Genomic DNA, 20,995 nt, shown 5'->3' with positions numbered 1-20,995 from the left:
ACACAGATGGATTTTCGTGAATTTACAAAAAATGCGTCAAGCTTTTTTTCGTTTTTTTTAGCTGAAAATCATTGAAAATTACCTTGCTAAAAATGTGATTTTCATAACGGCATAAAGCCAGTAAAATACCATCAGAAAGAATGAATTACTGATCTAAATGACATTAACGATTGATCAAAATAAACCGACAACAGTTGCGGTTATCGGTGGTGGTATTGCAGGTGCAACCACAGCCTTACACCTTGCAGAGCAAGGTATTAACGTCGATCTGATCGACAAGAACCCGAGCTTAGTGAGCGGGCCACCGATTTGCCATCTTCATGCTGGTGGAAATTTATACAGAGAAATTTCACTCAAACAATGTATCGAGTTGTTAAGGCAGTCGATAGATTCTGTGCGACTATATCCGCACACGTTAAATAAAAGACCAACTTTGATCGTGGTTCCACATAGTGATGGTGGAGACCCGTGTGCTTTGTTGCCTCGTTTGGAGCAAATTCGCTCGGCATATCAATCCCTCGTTCAACAAGATGGTGCCAATCAAGTATTGGGCGAGCCTAATGATTATTTTAGATTGTACTACCGTGACGATTTAGAATTGCTCAAGCAGCGCGTTCAACCTGAACAACCAAACGAACATGATGATTGGTTAATTCCTTTTGCCCAACAAGTTGATTTAGATAACATCAAATATCCTGTGGTTTCCGTTAACGAATTTGGTTGGAGCGTTTTTCGTATCGCCGCCTCTGCCATGTTGGCTTTAGAACGGTTACCTAACTGCCAAGTCAAGCTCTCTACCCAACTCACCGACATGACTTTGTCTGGTGCTCAATGGCGATTGACCACCACCAATAGTAATGGTCAACAACAGGAACGTACTCTCTACGACTATGTAATCAACGCTTGTGGCTTTGAAACAGGTATTGTGGATGACCTAGTGAATGCTCCCCGTAAGCGAATGGTGGAGTTTAAAGCGGCCTATGTGACGAAATGGAGCACTAATCAACAATGGTGGCCAGAAGTAATTTTTCACGGGCCTAGAGGCACCCCAGATGGCATGGCGCAGCTGACACCATACCATAGCTCTATATTCCAACTGCATGGCATGACCAAAGACATCACCTTGTTTGATGACGGTCTTGTAGGCTCTGATGGTCACTCTTCACAACCTCAGTTACCGCAAAGATTGGCCAAAAAGATAAGTAATGGTTGGTGTGAATCGGTGCGTATCGATCGCAGTAACAAAGCGATTGAACATATGAGCCGTTTTGTTCCTAACTATGCCAACGCTGAAGAGTTTGGCTTACCTTTGTATGGCGCACAGCAAATTCCGGGTGATGATGAGACGTTGCGAGCCGCTGATGTTTCTTTTGCTGGTCATCATTACGCTCGCATTGAAGTGGTCAAAGGTTCATCGGCGCTCGAGGCGGCAAATAAAATAGTTGAACAATGGCAGCTTGTTGGTTGCCACCAGGACGTGGTGGACAACAAGGCCGGTTCGGACTCAGCGTCAGGTATGACAATAGAAGCGCGCCATCCTGTGAGTTGCTCACTGACGGAAGAGCAGGTAGTGTTTAAGGCAGAGCAACTTGCTCGCGCTCGCGGATATCCGGTAGAGCTGGCACAGGTGTATGGGTATTAACTTAAACCTGAAATGACGATGTAATAAAAATGGCCTGTGAAATCAGGCCGTTTTTGTTATTACCGTTCAGTCGATTGAATTTGCCGTGAGTTAATAGCCAAAATAGTGAGCCCATTGAACCCAGTCTGATTGCAATTCTTGTAAGTGTCCTTTAACAAAACGCACTTTTTGCCCCGGTTTTGCTTGAGCGAGGCGCGGTAGATCAACACGCGACACGCAACCGATTTTGGGGTAGCCACCAACGGTTTGTCGATCGTTAAGTAATATGATTGGTTCACCATCGGGAGGGATTTGAATTGCACCCAATGCAATACCTTCACTCAACACGGCAATGTCAGGTGTATCGACGCTGCCACCACTCAAACGATATCCCATACGATTGATGTTAGCGCTGACTTCAAACTCGTGTTGGTAGAACTGTTCCATTGCTTGGCGGGTAAATGAGTCGCGTTGATAGCCTTCGATCACGCGCAAAGTGATGGGTAAGTCGTAATCAGGAATAAAACGAAAACTGAGCTGGCGCATTTGGAAGGCTTTGTTAGGTTGATCATCGCGGCGGGGAGGGTATCCGATGCAGTCGTTTTCTTGAAGTGCCTTTCCGCCCTTTAATCCACCGAGTTGGTCACGCTCAACGCTGGCGCAGCTTCCCAGTTGAGGTGAGAGTGAAAAACCGCCTTTGACGGCTAAATAGCAGCGTAAACCATTTTTTGGCAGAGCAAAGCTAAGAGATTGTCCTTTTCGGGCAAAAAATGTACTCCAATTAGTCAGCGGTGCCCCGTCTAAGCAGGCTTTAAGATCGGCACCGCAAATGGCAAATTCTCCATCTTGTTGGAGTGTAAACTCCGCTTGGCCAAGGGTGATTTCGATACAAGGTAGATTAACTTTGTTACCCAACAAAAAATTAGCCCAACTATAGGCGTATTCATCAAGAGGTCCTCCTTGGCTAATTCCGATCTGCGCATAACCAAATCGACCGAGATCTTGAATTAAACTAAGCGCTCCGGGTTTGACCACGACTAATCCTTTATCACTCATAACCAGTCCTTTGAAATAGATCCGCCTAGCGCAAGAAAGTCGTGCCGATTTATGGCGATGAACTGCACGCGATCTCCGATTGAAAATGGCGTCATAGGGGACTGCGCTGGGTCGTATAATGCGATTGGACAATTACCGATAACATTCCACCCTGCGGGAGAATCGCAGGGATAAACGGCGGTTTTACTCTCAGCAATCGCCACGCTTCCTTTTGGTACATTGAGTCTTGGAGTTACGTGCCTTTCTCGTTGAATTTCAGTGACAACGTCACCCAGAAAAGCAAAGCCGGGAGCAAAACCTGTCGCTTGAACTGTGTAAATTGTTGAGGTGTGCAAAGCGATCACTTGTTCGAGTTGAACTCCCGATTGCTCGTAACGAGCCAAGTCGGGGCCGACGTCCTGATGGTAGTACACTGGCAATTCGATCACTGGTCGTTTTTTCCCCTCCATTGGGGCAGTCTTCACCTGCGCGACGATAGTCAGTAATTGTTTTTGCAGTGTGGCCAAGTTGACTCGATGCGGTAGGTAGTCAACCAAGATTGTATTGTAAGAGGGAGTCACATTCATGACGCAGTGGTGTAATTGCTGATAGATACGCTCAGTGACCGCACCAATAGTGGTGGAGAGTTGTTTGCTGTCTGATTGGTTAAATTGCAGTAATAAAGCGCATTCAGACACGGGGCTAAAAGAGAGTTTATCGGTCATCGTTCTAGTCCCAAGGCATGATTAAGTTGCGTAAGAATCTCAACGGCATGAGGATTATCACCGTGTACACAGATGGTATCGGCTTCGAGCGTGAGCGTGTCACCATCTAACGTTCGAATTTTTCCAAATTGAGTTAACTGTTTGACTTGGTTAATCACCGACTCGCTGTCTTGTAGCACCGCGCCGATTTGATTGCGTGGAGCGAGTGAGCCATCACTTAAATAGGCTCGATCAGCAAAAGCTTCAAAGAGCAGCGGTACTTCGTATCGGTCCGCGATATCGAGAAATGGTTGAGTGTTAGAGACGGCCAGCATCATTAGTGGCACGTTAAAGCACGATACTGCATCCACCACCGCTTCGAAGATTTGATGATCTTGAAGCATATCATTGTAGAGTGCGCCGTGAGGCTTGATATAACAAAGTTCGGTATTGAAGCTCTCACATAAAGCTTTTAGTGCACCTACTTGGTAGATAACACTGTAAGTGAGCTCGTCTGCTTGCATGGCGAGTGAGCGTCGACCAAAACCAACCATATCAGGATAGCTGGGGTGTGCGCCTATTTTGATATTATGCTGCACTGCAAGTTGAACCGTTTCTGCCATTGTTTTGGGATCTGATGCGTGAAAGCCGCAAGCAATGTTCGCCATATCGATGAGTGGCATAACGTCTTCGTCACAGCCCATCTTCCACTGACCATAGCTTTCACCCATATCGCAGTTAAGCGTGATCTGCTGCTTACTCATTGTGTTGTCCCTTTTATTTCCATCAAGCACGAAATAACCATAACCTAAAATATAAACAGAGGTCTGTGATATAAGTAGGGGACAAATAAATTTGCGGTTCGACGCACGCTATCGGAAATGTATCGCTATATTTAAATCCCTGGAAATTACTGATTATAACTTTGAGATTGACTGTGAAAACAGCGTATAATTGGGGAACAACGGATAAGAAGGCAAATCGAATGAACGTATTAGTGACAGGTGGTATGGGTTATATTGGCAGCCATACATGCATTCAAATGCTGTCAGCAGGTATGACGCCCATTATTGTCGATAACCTACATAACAGTAATCAATCGGTATTAAAACGTATTAAAAAAGTCACCGGTACTGAGGTTAAATTCATCCAAGGGGACGTACGCGATAAAACGTTTTTGGTTGAGGTTCTTAATCGGCATGACATTCAATCTGTGATTCATTTCGCGGGTTTAAAAGCGGTTGGTGAGTCGGTACAAAAACCACTTGAATATTATGATAACAACGTTAACGGCACGCTTGTACTTGTTGATGCGATGCGTGAAGCAGGTGTCTCAAGTTTAATCTTCAGCTCATCCGCCACTGTATATGGCGATCCGGCTTCTGTGCCGATTACCGAAGATTTCCCGACCAGTGCGACCAATCCATATGGCCGAAGTAAGTTGATTGTTGAAGAGTGCTTGACGGATTTTCAACATGCTAATCCTGATTGGAGTATTACGTTATTGCGTTACTTTAATCCTGTTGGTTCACATCCATCTGGTGAACTGGGCGAAGACCCGCAAGGCATTCCAAACAACTTGATGCCTTATATTGCTCAAGTTGCCGTAGGGCGTCGTGATCATCTCTCGATTTTTGGTAACGATTATCCAACGGTTGACGGTACGGGTGTGCGCGATTACATCCATGTAATGGATCTAGCGGATGGTCACGTTGCCGCACTTAACGGAGTAGGATCTAAAGCCGGTTTACACATTTATAATTTGGGTGCAGGCAAAGGTTACAGCGTGCTTGAGATGGTTAAAGCATTTGAAACTGCCAGTGGCAATACGGTGGCTTATCAATTTGCCCCACGCCGCGCAGGTGATATTGCTGAATGTTGGGCTGATTCGAGCAAAGCTGAGCGCGACCTTGGTTGGAAAGCGACCCGTTCGGTTGATGAAATGACTCAAGATACTTGGCGTTGGCAGTCAAATAACCCACAGGGTTACACTGACGAATAAGCATGACGGCTTATTGATTTGAGTCATTATGTTTTCAGTACGATGAACTCAACATTGAAAGAGATATAAAAAAACCGAGCGATCAAGCTCGGTTTTTATTTTTTAGTAAACTCACTGTAATTAAGCAAGCAGCTCTTGTGCAGTGTTCACAACGTTTTCAACCGTGAAGCCGAACATTTCAAACAGCTGCTCAGCTGGTGCAGACTCACCAAATGTCGTCATACCGATAATACGACCATCAAAGCCTACGTACTTGTACCAGAAATCAGCAATACCGGCTTCAATCGCGATACGAGCCGTCACATCTGATGGCAATACTGATTCACGGTAAGCCGCATCTTGCTTATCAAACGCGTCGGTTGCTGGCATTGATACGATACGTACTGCTTTACCTTGAGCGCTTAGCTCTTCAGCCGCTTTTACCGCTAGCTCAACTTCAGAACCTGTCGTGATAAGGATTAGCTCAGGCGTGCCTACGCAATCTTTTAGGATGTAGCCGCCGCGAGCGATGTTCGCCACTTGCTCTGCATCACGAGGTTGTTGTGCTAGGTTTTGACGTGAGAAGATAAGCGCTGATGGGCCATCTTTACGTTCAATTGCCAATTTCCATGCTACCGCTGATTCAACTTGGTCACATGGACGCCATGTGCTCATGTTTGGTGTTAGGCGTAGAGAAGCAATTTGCTCAACCGGCTGGTGAGTTGGGCCATCTTCGCCCAGACCGATAGAGTCATGGGTGTACACTTGGATGTTCTGAATCTTCATCAGAGCTGCCATACGCATTGCGTTACGCGCGTATTCCATGAACATTAGGAAGGTTGCGCCGTAAGGAACAAAACCACCGTGCAGAGCGATACCGTTCATGATCGCCGTCATACCGAATTCACGCACACCGTAGTGGATGTAGTTACCAGAGAAGTCTTCTGCGGTTAACGACTTAGAACCCGACCACATGGTCAAGTTTGAAGGTGCTAGGTCAGCAGAGCCGCCCATAAATTCAGGTAGTATTGCACCAAACGCTTCTAGTGCGTTTTGTGATGCTTTACGTGATGCGATGTTGGCAGGGTTTGCTTGCAAATCAGCAATAATTTGGCTGGTTTTTGCTTCCCACTCAGCTGGTAGTTCACCGTTTACACGACGCTTAAATTCAGCAGCTTCTGCTGGGTAAGCCGCTGCGTAAGCTGCGAATTTCGCATCCCAAGCTGCTTCTTTGTCTGCGCCAGCTGCTTTTGCATCCCACTCAGAGTATACGTCTGCTGGGATTTCAAATGCAGGGTGGTTCCAACCAAGGAACTCACGCGCCGCGGCGATTTCTTCAGCACCAAGTGGCGCGCCGTGACAGTCATGAGAGCCTGATTTGTTTGGTGAACCAAAACCGATGATGGTTTTAGTACAGATTAGCGTCGGGCGAGGGTCTGCTTTTGCCGCTTCAATTGCAGCATTGATTGCGTCAGCATCGTGGCCATCAACCGCAGGAATAACATGCCAACCGTAGGCTTCAAAACGCTTAGGCGTATCGTCAGAGAACCAACCTTCTACGTGGCCGTCAATTGAGATGCCGTTGTCATCCCAAAATGCGATCAATTTACCTAGGCCTAGCGTACCCGCTAGCGAACATGCTTCGTGCGAGATGCCTTCCATCAAACAGCCATCACCCATAAACACATAAGTGTGGTGATCAACGATGTCATGGCCTTCTTTATTGAACTGAGCAGCCAAAGACTTTTCAGCCATCGCCATACCAACTGCGTTGGTGATGCCTTGACCTAGAGGACCAGTGGTGGTCTCAATACCCGGTGCGTAACCGTATTCAGGGTGACCTGGTGTTTTAGAGTGCAATTGACGGAAGTTCTTAAGGTCGTCAATAGACAGCTCGTAACCACTTAGGTGTAGTAGAGAGTAAATCAGCATTGAACCGTGGCCGTTGGAAAGAATAAAACGGTCACGATCAGCCCACTCAGGGTTGGTTGGGTTGTGGTTTAGGTGAGAGCGCCAAAGAACTTCAGCGATATCAGCCATACCCATTGGTGCGCCAGGGTGGCCTGAATTTGCTTGTTGAACGGCGTCCATACTTAGAGCACGGATTGCATTTGCTAAATGTTTACGATCCATAGTGGTTACTTCTCGATAAATTTGGAATTAAAGAGAACTTATTAAATAAGCTCAAATAGAAATTATTATGAAAGCGGATAATAAAAGCGAGTAGCTGGGCTACTCGCTTTCAGTAAGCAATTAAAGCTTAGCGGCAATCATTTCTTCAAGTTTGCCTTGGTCAACAGCGAAGTTGCGGATGCCTTCTGCTAGTTTCTCAACTGCCATTGGGTCTTGGTTATGATCCCATAGGAATTCAGCATGAGTCATCGCAGCAGGGCGCTCTTTAGTGCCGTTAGAGTCGATAAGCTTCTCTACTACTTCACCTTCTGCTGCTTCTAGGTCTGCAAGCAGTTGAGGTGCGATTGTTAGACGGTCACAGCCTGCAAGTTCAAGGATCTCACCGATGTTGCGGAAGCTTGCGCCCATAACAACAGTCTCGTAGCCGTGATCTTTGTAGTAGTTGTAGATGTCTGAAACAGAGATTACGCCCGGATCTTCTGAAGCTTCAAAATCACGGCCTTCTTTCGCTTTATACCAGTCCATAATACGACCGACGAAAGGAGAAATCAGGAATACGCCAGCTTCAGCACAAGCACGAGCTTGAGCGAATGAGAATAGCAGCGTTAGGTTACAGTTGATGCCTTCTTTTTCTAGGATCTCAGCAGCACGGATGCCTTCCCATGTTGAAGCTAGCTTGATTAAGATACGGTCATTAGTGATGCCCGCATCGTTGTACATTTTTACCAGCTGACGTGCTTTCGTTACGCTGCCTTCCATATCGTAAGAAAGACGGGCATCTACTTCTGTCGAGATGCGACCTGGGATGGTCGTTAGGATTTCTTTACCGATGTTAACCGCAAGCATGTCGCAAGTGTCTTGTACTTGTTGAGTTTTATCGTTGCTCTGCGCTTTTGCGTATTCGATCGCTTGGTCAATCAGTGGTGCGTACTCTTCAATTTGAGCCGCTTTTAGAATTAGAGATGGGTTAGTTGTTGCGTCTTCTGGTTGGTATTTTTTGATTGCTTCAATTTCACCAGTATCCGCTACAACTGTGGTTAGTTTACGAAGTTGCTCTAATTTATTGCTCATAATCGATCATCCTATTTTCTGTCTACGTTGATAAGAAGATTGACGTAGACATTTGCAAGCGAGTTAACGAATAGTCCATGGCTAAATTTAGACCGTTTCTACTCATTAACAGAAAACTTTTATTCGTTAGTTAAATTGCGTTGAGCATTTGATCTAACGATGAGTAAATGATGGGTTTATATTTATCTTATTGGCGCGCAAAGTCAATCGAGTAGTGGTGAATTAGGTGAGCTAAATCAACATTATTTTCGACTCTCTTCGCATTGTAGTTGAGATAAACGTTTGCCCAGGAACTGAAAGGGCTAAGCGATCGTCACTGGGGATGAAATTAATGCTGAACATTTGTATTGATTGTGCGCATATGTTTGCTTTAAAGTGAGGTGTAGCATTTGCTAATGCATTGAGCATATGCGCATTTTAGATATACTGCTTTAGTAGTAAAATAGACTGAACATGGAAATCACAGTGACGACAACGCCAGAAAAACCTATTAACAGTACTGACTTATTAACCGAAATTTCAGTGGCTTATTACCAAGATGGTGCAACGCAAGAAGAGATATCGAAAAAGTTTGCCATCTCACGCGCTAAAGTGGGCCGCTTACTTAAACAGGCGCGCGATGAAGGTATTGTTGAAATTACGGTTAAGTATCATCCGGTGTTCAGCGCCAAAATTGAGCAACGGTTAATTGATCGCTTCGGCGTCAAGCGCGCATTGGTTGCGCTGGATCAGCCGAGTGAAGAGCTGCAGCGTCTGCAAGTGGCAGGACTGGTTTCTAAGTATATGGCGGGCACGTTACAGAACGGCACGGTAGTTACCGTTGGCCAAGGGCGCAATGTCTCTGCCGTGGCACATCACATTGGCGTCATCCCGCAAAAAGATGTCAAATTTGTTTGCGGTATTGGCGGCATTCACCCAAGGGGTGGGATGTTCAATGCCGATCATATTTGTCGTCAGTTTGCCAAAAGTTACGGCGGAAGCTCTGAGACGCTCTATGCCCCGGCTTATGCTGAGAATCGCGAGCAAAAACTGGCTTTTATGCAAAATGCCACCATCAAGCAAACCCTAGATTTAGCGCGTAAAGCGGATGTCGCGTTAATCGGCATTGGTGATATGAGTGAAAACAGTTATATGGTGGACTTGGGCTGGTTTACTCCAGATGAAGTCGTTCAGGCGCGCCTGAATCAAGGGGTGGTTGGTGATTTTGCTGGATACGACTTCTTTGATATTCATGGCGACTCGGCAAAAACCGTGATGAGCGACCGGGTGATAGGACTCGGCATTGACGAGTTTAAAGCCATTTCAGAAGTGATAGCTATCGCAGCAGAAAACAGTAAACCGCTCTCTTTACTTGGTGCGTTACGTACTGGAGCAATAGATGTGATTGCCACGAGTGTAAGCAACGCGTTGACAGTATTAAACCTGGACGAACAGATATCCGATAATAAATAGCGCTTGTGTAACAAGTCTGCGGTGAAAGCGAGGTCATGAGTGGCAAGCTTATTACGGTGAGTTGGCAAACGGGGATTGTTATTCGAATGGCGGCGCATCATTTGGCACCGGTGGGCTGGTTGAGGCCATGGTTTAAGGAATCAAATAGACGAAAAATCCCCGCAGGCGGGGATTTTTTATGTGCGCTGGTACTTTTTTCGACCGTATTCTTTACGAAGACTCGATCGGCAGCTGAGGATTGCTACCCCATTCGGTCCATGAGCCATCATAAACTTTAAGCTGTTTAATATCATAGCCAACCATTGAAGCCGCAAGTAATAAAATACAAGCAGTGACGCCTGAACCACAGCTAAACAGATATTCTTGTTTTCCTGTGGCTATTGTTTGCTGCACGATAGGTATCAGTTGTTCAATGCTTTTTAGCTTGTGGCCATCGATTAACTCGGCAAAAGGCAAACAAACTGCGTTAGGAATATGGCCACTGCGCACACCCGCACGAGGTTCGGGGATCTGGCCGAGAAAGCGCGCTTGCCCACGCGCATCAATCGTTAAGCTATTATCACTACTAATTTTCTGTTCAACATAGGCGGCATCGACAAAATAATTTGGGTTTAGTTTACCAGTGAAGTTGCCTGTTGATGTTTGACGGTATTGAGTGACGGTCGGCAAGCCGTATTGTTTCCACTCGGTAAGGCCACCATCTAAAACAAACACCTGCTGGTGGCCCATCGCTTTTAGCATCCACCAGGCTCGCGGCGAAGCGAATGTTCCGCTGTTGTCATAGACCACGATAATAGAATCATTGTTCAGACCGATTTGTTGTGCGAGCTGATTGAATCGTGTTTCACATGGCATCATGTGAGGCAGTGATGAGTCAGGATCGCAAAACTGCGTGTCGTAATCGAAGCGAATCGAATGCGGGATCAGATTGTCTTTGTCTTTTGCACATTCTGATGGAATTTGAAATTCAATACTGGCATCTAAAATCACCAAGTTTGGATTTTCGAACTGCTGATAAAGCCATTGAGCCGTTACGACTGGAGATGAAATAGATAATGTCACGTTGCCTCCTATTGGCAAGAGATAAAGTGGTAGCTTTGGCGGCCGAATGATTTCGTTACGCGCTCGATCTTAGCCGTTTCCTGAGGGGAACATTGAACATTGGTTGGGGCGGGGATCACCACCGGCTCTTCAGCGCCAATGTCGAGCGTTAGGAAGCGTCGTTGTCCATCTAATGATTGGGTGAGTGTCGATTCGAGCACTTGAGCTGTGAGCACTTGGGTCGTGCTGTTTTTGTGCAACAGCAATAACCCAAGTAAAAGCACTAAGCTCGCGAGTAGGGCCATAACATAGTATTTTGGGTTGTCCATAACCTAACGATCCTTATGTTATCCCTTCGGCTGACTGCACACTGGGCAATGGGGCATTTTCATCAAATTCATATCTCGCCATGACATTGTCATCGCGTCCAGAATCAAAATCTTGCCTTGTTTTGGCTTGCCGTAGTTGGCAATCACTTTAATCGCTTCCATCGCCTGCATTGCGCCAATGATGCCGACCACTGGCGCCATGACGCCCGCTTCAACACAACTAAGCGCACCACCACCAAATAAACTGCTCAAGCATTGATAACATGGCTCTTGATCATCTTGGTAGGTGAAGACACTGATCTGGCCTTCCATACGAATCGCGGCTCCAGAAACCAAAGGCGTTTTATGTTGATAGCATAAACGGTTCAGTTGGTTGCGTGTTTCGACATTATCACAAGCATCCAATACCAACGAGTGGGTCGCGATTAAATTTGACAGTTCGTCATCACTCAAGCGCTTATCAATGGTCACGATATTAATGTGTGGATTGAGTAAACTTAAAGACTGCGCCGCAGAGTCAACTTTCTTGCTGCCGATATCTGCATCATGGTGCAGTACTTGACGCTGCAAGTTAGATAACTCAACCACATCATCATCGATAAGCGTCAGTTTACCTATGCCTGCGGTGGCCAGGTACTGGCTAGCAGCACAACCTAAGCCGCCCGCGCCTAAAATCAAAATAGATGCCTGCTTAAGGGCTTCTTGGCCATCGAAATCAAATTGGTTTAACACAATTTGTCGATTGTAACGAAGCATCTCTTGATCGGATAAGATCTCCACATCAACCTCTAGTATAACGTTGAATTAAACAGTTGAATCTGTACAGTTTCACCTGCTTCTACACGGCCTCGCTCGCGCTCCAATACAACAAAGCAATTGGCTAGACTCATAGAGCGGAAAGCACCTGAGCTTTGGTTGCCCGTGGTCTCAACAACAAATTGACCATCTTCAAGTGAATAGATGCCACGTTGGTAATCCGTTCGACCTGGGGCTTTCTTGAAGCCTGTTTTGGTGATAGCAGGAATGGATTGCGGTGCTTGCCATTCACTATGTCCCGCCAGTTTCGCCAGCATAGGTTGAACTAATACATACATAGTGAGAACTGCAGAGACAGGGTTGCCAGGTAAACCACAGAACCACGCTGATGAAAGCGCGCCAAACGCAAAGGGTTTACCCGGTTTGATCGCCAGCTTCCAAAACCCGATTTCGCCAAGTTCTTCCAGAATGTCCTTGGTGTAGTCAGCTTCGCCTACGCTTACGCCGCCAGAAGTCACCACGACATCGGCAACTGATTGCGCTTTTTCAAACGTCTCTTTTAATGTTTGTGGGCAATCAGGAATAATACCGAGATCGATGGCTTCACAACCGAAATTTTCGATAAGTGGTTTAATACCATAGCGGTTACTGTCGTAGATTTGCCCGGCTTCAAGAGGTTCACCAAGGGGCTTGAGTTCATCGCCCGTAGAGAAAAAGGCCACTTTCGGTTTGCGGATAACAGTAATGTGGCTAACCCCAAGTGAAGCAATCATTGGGATATCACGTGGCGACAAACGCGCGCCTTTGGCTAAAACCACATCTCCTTGCTTAATATCATCGCCGGTAGGGCGGATGTTATTTTGTGGTTTGAGGTTCGATTCGTTAAATACGATACCAGCATCGGTGACTTGCGTATTTTCTTGCATGATAACGGCGTCACAGCCTGCTGGGATTTGTGCGCCCGTCATAATGCGAATGCAAGTATTCAGTGGCCACTCACCATTAAAAGGCTGACCCGCGAACGATTTGCCTACCATAGGCAGCGTGTTCGATTGTTCTAAATCGGCGATGCGCACCGCGTAACCATCCATTGCAGAGTTGTCGAATGGCGGTACAAAAATTGGAGAAAGAATGTCTTCTGCAAGTACAAAACCCAGCGCCTCAGCAAGCGGCAATTCAAGGGTAGTTTGAAGTGGTTCAATGCGCGACAGCATTTTATCCATCGCGTCTTCAATTGGCATTAAGCCAGGAGCATCACAGCAACCCATGGAGTCATTCCTAATCTAGTTATATTTTTGCCTAACTCTACCACAAATTCCTCGTGACACTAAGCGTACCGTGGCGTGCAATCGTATTAAGAATAGATACCATAGTTAAAATATGGGTGTAATTATTAAAAAATCCGAGTATCCTTGTCACCCATCCGCAAGGAGTAATATGAGGAAGTGGAATGTCAGGTCTTAGCGAGTCCGCATTGTTAGTAAAAGATGCACTTGAAAGCCGTGGATTAGAGACACCGATGGTGCCTAGCCAATTTAGTCGTGAAGAGAAAAAGGAAAAGATTCAACATCATATGAGAGAGATTCTTTCTCTGCTTGATCTTGACCTGACTGACGACAGTTTAGAAGAAACACCGCATCGCATTGCTAAAATGTATGTGGACGAGATTTTTTCTGGTCTTGACTACCAAAACTTTCCCAAAATTACCGTGATTGAAAATAAGATGAATGTCAGCGAAATGGTTCGCGTAAAAGACATCACCTTAACCAGCACTTGTGAACATCACTTGGTGACAATTGATGGTAAAGCTGCGGTGGCGTATATCCCGCGTGGAAAGATTATTGGTCTGTCAAAGATTAACCGTATTGTACGATTTTTTGCTCAGCGCCCACAGGTTCAAGAGCGATTAACGCAGCAAATTTTGGTGGCATTACAGACTTTGCTAGAATCTGATGATGTCGCGGTGACAATTGACGCAACACACTATTGTGTTAAGTCACGTGGGGTTATGGATGCCACTAGCCAAACAACCACAACAGCGCTGGGTGGTATTTTTAAATCGATTCCAGCAACACGAGCAGAGTTTTTACACGGCTTGCGTTAAGTGACTGATAGCAAAGAGTTGTATTGCTCTTTTGTTTATCAACAGATTGATAAAACCGCCGTTTAAAGGCGGTTTTTGTTTTTACATTTGCTGGCGCATGTTGCTTTAACCAACATATTTGCCACTGTTTGATTAAAATTTTAATAAAATTCGTGTTTAAATGACGCGATATAGATCCATTAAGGGATACACATAGTGACCACATCATTCAAAACGCTCGCATTACAACCTGAGCTATTAAGCACTCTTGATTCTTTGGGTTATACCGAGATGACACCAATTCAAGCGCAAAGTTTACCTATCGTCCTAGAAGGTAAAGATGTGATTGGCCAAGGTAAAACGGGTTCTGGTAAGACAGCGACTTTTGCATTGGGTTTGTTGTCAAACTTAAAGGTAAAGCGTTTTCGTGTTCAATCATTGGTGCTGTGTCCTACGCGCGAATTGGCAGATCAAGTGGCAAAAGAAATTCGTACCTTGGCGCGTGGCATCCATAACATTAAAGTTCTGACGCTATGTGGCGGTATGCCAATGGGGCCACAAATTGGTTCTTTAGAGCACGGTGCCCACATTTTGGTTGGTACTCCGGGTCGTATTCTTGACCACTTGAGCCGTGACCGTATTGATCTTTCAGAGCTAAATACCTTGGTGCTTGATGAAGCTGACCGCATGCTAGACATGGGCTTCCAAGATGCACTCGATGCGATCATTGACCAAACGCCAACTGAGCGTCAAACATTACTCTTTAGTGCGACTTTCCCGAAAGAAATTGAAGCGGTTGCGTCTCGCATTATGAAAGCGCCACAATTAGTGAAAGTAGAATCAACGCACCAGACCTCAACCATTGAGCAGCACTTCTACAAAATCAACTCAACAGAAGATCGTGATGAAGCATTAGAAACATTGCTGATGGCGCATCGCCCAGAATCGTCGGTTGTATTCTGCAACACTAAAAAAGAAGTGATGGCAGTGGCTGATGAGTTGCACAACCGTGGATTTAGCGTGATTGAACTGCATGGTGATCTAGAGCAGCGTGAACGTGACCAAGCGTTAACCATGTTTGCGAACAAGAGTATCTCAATTCTTGTTGCTACTGATGTCGCAGCTCGCGGTTTGGATGTCGATAACCTAGATGCCGTATTTAACTTTGAATTGTCACGTGATCCTGAAGTACACGTGCACCGTATTGGCCGTACAGGTCGTGCGGGCTCAAAAGGTCAAGCGTTTAGCTTCTTTAGCGATAAGGATGGCTACCGTACCGCTTTGATTGAAGAGTACATGGATATTGAGATCGCACCATCTGCTTTACCTCATCGTCCAGCCGGCGAACCGTTTGATGCAGCGATGACGACCATTCAAATTCTGGGTGGTAAGAAATTGAAAGTTCGTGCTGGCGACATTCTTGGTTCATTGACCAAAGAAGCAGGCATTGACGGCAAGCTAATCGGTAAGATCAACATTCTTGCGATGGTTTCGTATGTCGCAGTTGATAAGTCAGTGGCGAATCGTGCATTGAAGCAACTGCAAAACGGTAAGATCAAAGGTAAGGCGTTTAAAGCGCGTATCATGAAATAACCTTCTACCGGTTAACAAATAGCAACGGCCTCTCAATTGAGAGGCCGTTTTATTATCTGCTGGGGGAGAGTAACGATTTAATGACAACAATTGCAATTGCGTTTGTATTTACTCATTTTACCTATACCGGGATTGAAGGTATTGGTTGGATCTAGCTGATGATAGAATTCTTGCAGTTGTTTTTCCGCTTCGTAGAGGTGACCCACGTTGTGCTCTGCTGGGTATTTCGCGCCTTTTTCAGTCAATAACTTCAGCATTAATGCTTTCATCTGCTTAACGTCGGTACCTTTTTTGAAAATGTAATCTTGATGGAATACGTGACACATGAAGTGACCATAATAGAGGCCAACAACCAAGTCCTTCGCGATGGCTGGTGGTAATTGTTCTACCCAATCAATATCGTTACGGCGTAGGGCAATATCCAGCGCTAAGATCTCTTCCACTTGTTTGGCGTGGACTGTTTCATAACGAATCGCAGCGCCTGCGGCAGCAAATCGGTGCAGTAAAGCTTTTTTGCCTTCTTCTGCAGTACATTCAAAGTAATCACACTCTTCTTGTAGAGACCATACGTTGGCAAGATATTGTTTCGCCTCGTCAATGCCTTCATCGCTCATTTTTAATATCAAATAATGCTTATATTGATCGCGGAATTGCAGCATTCTTGTTGGTAAATGCTGTGGAAATAATTTGCTTAACCAATACAGAGCAAGGTCCGGTAGGTGATTAGAAATGAAAGGTACGCGCTTGAGTAACGATTCTACTTTGGCTTTTAAGGCAAAAAAGCGCGGTAAATTGTCAGTCCCTAAGTGGTGAATTGATAAGAACACATCTTTGCCATATTGCTCGGCTAAGTTGAAAATATCGCGATGCATGTATTCGCCCATTTCAGGCAAGTGCTTAAATTGGCTTAGCATATCGCGACGTAGTGTGGTGAGTTTACTTGCGTCATTACAGCCAATGTAAAACAGTTGCTCCTTTTTCGGCACAGGATAAGTATCAACGCGTACCGCAAAGACGGCCAACTTACCGGCGCAGCCACTTGCTTCAAATAATCGACGTGAATCTGCATTAAAGCGAGAAGGGGTATCTGCATCTACGTCGCGAACGCGCTGTTCATACTCTCTATCGGACGCCATCGCATCGCTATTATCAATTGAAGTAACGTTAAAATGTCCCTGTTCGACATTGGCTAGAATTTGCTCTGGCGTTTCGCCAAGATCTCGAATGCCAAGGTGATTCACCAGCTCCAGTTTTCCCGCTTTTGTTACGCGTGCGTACAGTGATAATTCGGTATAAGCCGGTCCTCTTTTTACTAATGCACCTCCGGAGTTATTGGCAATACCACCCACAACGGTTGCACCGATCGAAGAGGAACCGATCACCGAATGAGGGGCTCTGTTTATCGATTTGAGACGCTTATCGAGTTGATGCAAGCTAACACCGGGTAGGCTGATGATTTGCTGCCCATCATTGATTAGATGCAAAGCTTTGATGCGGGTAATGTTGATGATCACCACTTCACGATCATAATCATCACCGCTTGGGGCTGAGCCTTCCGTCAGGCCTGTTTTGGCCGCTTGAATGATGATAATGCAATTAGCATCAACAGCGGCTTGCAATAGCTGCCATTGTTCAACAAGCGAATGAGGAAAGAGGACGGCAAGCGCTTGACCTTGTCCGGAACGAAAATCAGAACGGTAATATTCCGTTTTATTGGATTCAACCAGCACATTTTCAGTACCGACAATGCTAATGAACTTATCAATTAACGCTTGTTTATTCATAGACTTCCCTGTCACTCGGCGATATACAATTTTGAATTAGTGGCGATTTCACAGTGTAATAACAATTGCAGTGACAGGCTAGGGGGGATACAGGGTTAAGGGAAAGCAAAGCAGGCTGACGAGAGAGTGATTTTAATTATTGTCATATTTTTCAATCCCTTAAGATTTAAGTGGCGGGCGTTTATGTCTAAAACTGCGGTACACTATTTCCAAAATTGCTATTAAGCGAATCCCACAACGCAATATGTTGCTCAATTGAGTGTGACCAAACTCACTGAATAATAAAGGGAGCACGATTGGCTCCCTTACAAACTATGTTACTGACCAATGCAGTTTGTTAGCATCGCTTGCCAGTGTTTTTGCTGAGCTTTACGCTCAGCTTTAATCTGGCGGTAGCGGATGACTAGTAAAGAGTGTTCGTATTTGGCGACGAGACCACTGCGTTTTTGTTCAATAAGCTGTCGTTTTAGTTCGTAATAGTCTTTGATTTTTCCCATGAGTAGCTCAAATTCATCATTTAATGCTTGTTTAAGGTGCTGCATGTTTGGATGACCTTCTATCTTATCCAGCGCCTTTTTGAGCGCTTGTTTGGCCATCGCTTGCTCAATCTTGATTTTAGGCGTGGTACGTAATTTGTCAGCTAGACCTAACCATTGTGAGCTCTTGATAAACCATTTTGTCGGATCGTATTGCCACCAGTGAATACCGTTACGGTAATCATTTTCAAAGATGTGGTGGAAATTATGATAACCCTCACCAAAGGTGAAGATGGCCAAAATACCATTATCACGCGCAGTATTTTTATCCGTGTAAGGTTGAGAGCCCCAAACATGGGCCAAAGAATTGATAAAAAAGGTAGTGTGATGGCTAAGAACTAGACGTAATACACCAACAATCAATAACATACCTATGATGTCCTGGTATATCAGCCCAAGGAGCAATGGGATACCAATGTTGGTCAGTAGTGCGAGCAACAAATAGTGTTTATGTTGCCATTGTACCACCCAATCTTTTTGCAAATCACGGCAGTTAGCGTAATCATGGTAGGTTTCTTTATTGTAATGTCTTAGCATCCAACCGATGTGTGAAAACCATAAGCCGCGCTTTGCTGAGTAGGGATCAACGTCATTTTTATCGACATGTTTGTGATGTACTCGGTGATCAGAACTCCAATGCAGAGCACTGTTTTGCAGCGCAAAAGCTCCCCCAATTGCAAAAATCACCCTTAGTACAGGGTGTGCTTGGTAGGTTTTGTGTGACCACAAACGATGATAACCAGCGGTAATCGATAAATTACAAAAAGAAAACGCAACCAGTAGCCATACCCAGTGTCCAGTTTGATAACCGTGCACCATGCCATACCAAGGTACAGCAATAACGGCAGCAAGGAATGTGCTGAGGAAAAGCAACACATTAAGCCAGATTAAAGGTGGTTTGACGGAGTGACGCATTAAAATATCCTTTTAGCGAACAGTTGTGCGCTAGATTATCAGCGTACACGTGTAAGTCAAATCAGTGTTGTTTCAAATTGTGATGGTAAATTGTTTTAGAATGTTTTGCTTTTCGTCTGTTAATGAATAGTATGGATAAGGAATGGAATCCTTACAGGAAGTTATAAGGAACTAGCAATGGAAATAAAAGTAGCTGAATATAAAGACTACGAACGTATTGCGCACTTGCACGCGCAAAGTTGGCAGACCTATTATCAAGGAATATTGGGAGCTAACTATCTCGATCATGACGTTGTCGATGACCGTTTGGTTATCTGGCAAACACGCCTTATCAATCCACCGTTTAACCAACATGTTTTGATTGCCGAGGACGATGGGCAGCTGTGTGGCTTTGTCTGTGCTTTTGGTAATCATGATTATGATAAAGGGACCATTGTTGATGCGCTGCATATTGACAGCCGTTTTCGAGGTCAAGGTTTAGGTGCGAGACTATTAGCTGAAACGGCAAAATGGATTGAACAACATTTCGCTGATACGGGTGTTTATTTGGAAGTGATGGCTAAAAACGGCCAGGCGATCGATTTCTATGAACACTTGGGTGGAGAGAACTCTCTTGAGAGGTTATGGGATGCGCCTTGTGGCAATCAAGTGCCAGAGTTGGTGTATACATGGTCATCCCCCAAACAGTTATTGAACATTCTATCAAATAGTTTGATCTCAACCGCAGAAACAGATTGAAACAAATTCAAACCTGAGTCTTGATGTTGTTCGGACATTAAACCATGTACCGTTGGGTAAGTTACTGTAATTATAGCCACTTATCTAACGGTATAGACCATGAAAAAAACCATTTTGGCCTCGGTTCTCCTAAGCTCACTTGTGTTAGTGGGCTGCGGCGAGTCTGATAAAGCCTCAAAACAACCACCGTCCGCTTTAGTCTCTGCTGAGCCTGTCCTTAGTACTTCACACCAACAAAGTAAGTCTTATATCGGCCGTGTCCAAGCGGTAGAAGATACCAATATCACCGCCCAAGTTTCAGGTTATCTTAAAGAACGCCATTTTGATGAAGGTCAAATGGTCGCAGCAGGTCAGCTACTTTATTCGATTGAGCCATCTTCGTTTGAAGCACAATTGGCTGCAGCCAAAGCGAGTGTCGCTCAAGCTAATGCCAATCTCAAGAAAGCTCAGTTAGATTTTAATCGCGGTAAAAACCTTTTGCCGAAAGGCAGCATTTCTCAATCTGAATTTGATAATTTAACCGCACAATTACTTGGTGCTGAAGCCTTAGTTGAATCGTCAAAAGCGCAACTAAAACTGGCTGAAGTCACTCTTTCATATACCCAAATCAAAGCGCCTTTTGCTGGGCGAATCAGTTCTAGCAAAGTCAGTACTGGCGATCTTGTCTCTCCTCAATCCGGCATATTAACGACATTAGTCAGTCTTGACCCGGTGCATACCATGTTTAGTGTTAGTGAGCGCGAGCGCTTAGAAATGGGAATGGATAGTGTCAAAGGTGATGGCAGTGAAAATGCCGATGCAGTTGAAGTGCAGGTTATTCTAGAAAATGGCCAGCCGTTTGATCATCTAGGTTCACTTGATTTTCTTGGCAACCGCATCGACCTTGCAACAGGCACATTGGCAATGCGCGCGATGGTGCCAAACCCAGACTACCGCTTACTGCCGGGCCAGCATATCCGTGTCGAATTGCGTGAGAAAGCACCGACGGACGTTTTGGTTGTGCCACGTCGCGCCGTACAAACTGACTTAGAAGGTCATTTTGTAATGCTGGTTGCTGAAGGCAATGTAGCAGAGCGTCGTAATGTTGAGCTTGGCCGTCAACTTGATCAAGGCATTGTGATAACCAGCGGCTTAAATGGTGAAGAAGTGGTGATCACACAAGGTCTTCAGCGTATTCGCAACGGCGTTCCTGTGCGTATTGAATCACCAACTGAGCAGTAATC

18 protein-coding genes are annotated in these 20,995 nt (G+C 45.2%); 7 read left to right on the top strand and 11 right to left on the bottom strand.

Annotated features, from left to right (window positions below):
* Window positions 1–157 precede the first annotated feature (157 nt).
* Window positions 158–1,642: an FAD-dependent oxidoreductase gene (locus RH85_RS17300; RefSeq protein ID WP_006714001.1), complete on the top strand. Its 1,485-nt coding sequence runs from the start codon at window positions 158–160 to the stop codon at window positions 1,640–1,642.
* 90 nt (window positions 1,643–1,732) lie between these two features.
* On the opposite strand, the gene RH85_RS17295 is transcribed toward RH85_RS17300, so the two are convergent.
* Genes RH85_RS17295 through RH85_RS17285 form a run of 3 tightly spaced genes read right to left on the bottom strand, consistent with a single transcriptional unit; the run spans window position 1,733 to window position 4,124 of the window.
* Complete coding sequence (locus RH85_RS17295; RefSeq protein ID WP_006714000.1) at window positions 1,733–2,677, bottom strand: 5-oxoprolinase subunit C family protein; 945 nt, start codon at window positions 2,675–2,677, stop codon at window positions 1,733–1,735.
* Window positions 2,674–3,381 carry a 5-oxoprolinase subunit B family protein gene (locus tag RH85_RS17290; RefSeq protein ID WP_006713999.1) on the bottom strand — a complete coding sequence of 236 codons (708 nt, stop codon included), beginning with the start codon at window positions 3,379–3,381 and terminating at the stop codon, window positions 2,674–2,676. The genes RH85_RS17295 and RH85_RS17290 overlap by 4 nt, the downstream gene beginning before the upstream one ends.
* On the bottom strand, window positions 3,378–4,124 hold the full coding sequence (locus RH85_RS17285; RefSeq protein WP_006713998.1) for a 5-oxoprolinase subunit PxpA: 747 nt from the start codon (window positions 4,122–4,124) through the stop codon (window positions 3,378–3,380). Before RH85_RS17285 ends, RH85_RS17290 begins: the two co-directional genes overlap by 4 nt.
* Before the next feature lie 221 nt (window positions 4,125–4,345).
* Here RH85_RS17285 and galE point away from each other — a divergent pair, with 221 nt between their 5' ends.
* Window positions 4,346–5,362, top strand: a complete 1,017-nt coding sequence (galE, locus tag RH85_RS17280) for a UDP-glucose 4-epimerase GalE (protein ID WP_006713997.1) — start codon at window positions 4,346–4,348, stop codon at window positions 5,360–5,362.
* Between the two features lie 120 nt (window positions 5,363–5,482).
* Here galE and tkt read toward each other — a convergent pair whose 3' ends face one another.
* Window positions 5,483–7,474 carry a transketolase gene (tkt, locus tag RH85_RS17275; RefSeq protein ID WP_006713996.1) on the bottom strand — a complete coding sequence of 664 codons (1,992 nt, stop codon included), beginning with the start codon at window positions 7,472–7,474 and terminating at the stop codon, window positions 5,483–5,485.
* A gap of 120 nt (window positions 7,475–7,594) precedes the next feature.
* Complete coding sequence (tal, locus tag RH85_RS17270; RefSeq protein ID WP_006713995.1) at window positions 7,595–8,545, bottom strand: transaldolase; 951 nt, start codon at window positions 8,543–8,545, stop codon at window positions 7,595–7,597.
* Between the two features lie 453 nt (window positions 8,546–8,998).
* Between tal and RH85_RS17265 the strand changes: the two genes are divergently transcribed.
* Window positions 8,999–9,997 carry a sugar-binding transcriptional regulator gene (locus RH85_RS17265; RefSeq protein ID WP_006713994.1) on the top strand — a complete coding sequence of 333 codons (999 nt, stop codon included), beginning with the start codon at window positions 8,999–9,001 and terminating at the stop codon, window positions 9,995–9,997.
* Between the two features lie 210 nt (window positions 9,998–10,207).
* On the opposite strand, the gene RH85_RS17260 is transcribed toward RH85_RS17265, so the two are convergent.
* Genes RH85_RS17260 through moeA form a run of 4 tightly spaced genes read right to left on the bottom strand, consistent with a single transcriptional unit; the run spans window position 10,208 to window position 13,391 of the window.
* Complete coding sequence (locus tag RH85_RS17260; RefSeq protein WP_006713993.1) at window positions 10,208–11,059, bottom strand: sulfurtransferase; 852 nt, start codon at window positions 11,057–11,059, stop codon at window positions 10,208–10,210.
* Window positions 11,060–11,067: 8 nt separating this feature from the next.
* Window positions 11,068–11,367: a hypothetical protein gene (locus tag RH85_RS17255; RefSeq protein ID WP_006713992.1), complete on the bottom strand. Its 300-nt coding sequence runs from the start codon at window positions 11,365–11,367 to the stop codon at window positions 11,068–11,070.
* A gap of 18 nt (window positions 11,368–11,385) precedes the next feature.
* Entirely contained in the window at window positions 11,386–12,147 is a 762-nt protein-coding gene (gene moeB, locus RH85_RS17250; protein ID WP_006713991.1) for a molybdopterin-synthase adenylyltransferase MoeB, read from the bottom strand.
* Between the two features lie 8 nt (window positions 12,148–12,155).
* Window positions 12,156–13,391 (bottom strand): molybdopterin molybdotransferase MoeA, encoded by a 1,236-nt coding sequence (gene moeA, locus RH85_RS17245; RefSeq protein WP_006713990.1) that lies wholly within the window; start codon window positions 13,389–13,391, stop codon window positions 12,156–12,158.
* 182 nt (window positions 13,392–13,573) lie between these two features.
* On the opposite strand from moeA, the gene folE reads away from it, so the two are divergent.
* Together folE and dbpA are read left to right on the top strand one after the other, a co-directional pair.
* A complete protein-coding gene (gene folE / locus RH85_RS17240) occupies window positions 13,574–14,227 on the top strand; it encodes a GTP cyclohydrolase I FolE (RefSeq protein WP_005599495.1) in 654 nt (217 codons plus the stop codon).
* 195 nt (window positions 14,228–14,422) lie between these two features.
* Window positions 14,423–15,799, top strand: a complete 1,377-nt coding sequence (gene dbpA / locus RH85_RS17235) for an ATP-dependent RNA helicase DbpA (RefSeq protein WP_006713989.1) — start codon at window positions 14,423–14,425, stop codon at window positions 15,797–15,799.
* A gap of 77 nt (window positions 15,800–15,876) precedes the next feature.
* Here dbpA and dld read toward each other — a convergent pair whose 3' ends face one another.
* Both dld and RH85_RS17225 read right to left on the bottom strand, forming a co-directional pair.
* Complete coding sequence (gene dld, locus RH85_RS17230) at window positions 15,877–17,583, bottom strand: D-lactate dehydrogenase (protein ID WP_006713988.1); 1,707 nt, start codon at window positions 17,581–17,583, stop codon at window positions 15,877–15,879.
* A 317-nt stretch (window positions 17,584–17,900) separates the two neighbouring features.
* The gene (locus RH85_RS17225; RefSeq protein ID WP_006713987.1) at window positions 17,901–19,034 is read right to left on the bottom strand and encodes an acyl-CoA desaturase; all 1,134 of its coding nucleotides are present in this window, start codon (window positions 19,032–19,034) and stop codon (window positions 17,901–17,903) included.
* A 177-nt stretch (window positions 19,035–19,211) separates the two neighbouring features.
* Between RH85_RS17225 and RH85_RS17220 the strand changes: the two genes are divergently transcribed.
* Window positions 19,212–19,772 (top strand): GNAT family N-acetyltransferase, encoded by a 561-nt coding sequence (locus RH85_RS17220; RefSeq protein WP_006713986.1) that lies wholly within the window; start codon window positions 19,212–19,214, stop codon window positions 19,770–19,772.
* Window positions 19,773–19,871: 99 nt separating this feature from the next.
* Window positions 19,872–20,993 carry an efflux RND transporter periplasmic adaptor subunit gene (locus RH85_RS17215; RefSeq protein ID WP_006713985.1) on the top strand — a complete coding sequence of 374 codons (1,122 nt, stop codon included), beginning with the start codon at window positions 19,872–19,874 and terminating at the stop codon, window positions 20,991–20,993.
* Window positions 20,994–20,995 lie beyond the last annotated feature (2 nt).

This window comes from Vibrio ichthyoenteri ATCC 700023 (assembly GCF_000222605.1).
Taxonomy (GTDB): Bacteria; Pseudomonadota; Gammaproteobacteria; order Enterobacterales; family Vibrionaceae; genus Vibrio; species Vibrio ichthyoenteri.
The sequence above is the reverse complement of the archived record's forward strand: the minus strand, read 5'-3'. Positions and strand labels throughout refer to the sequence as shown.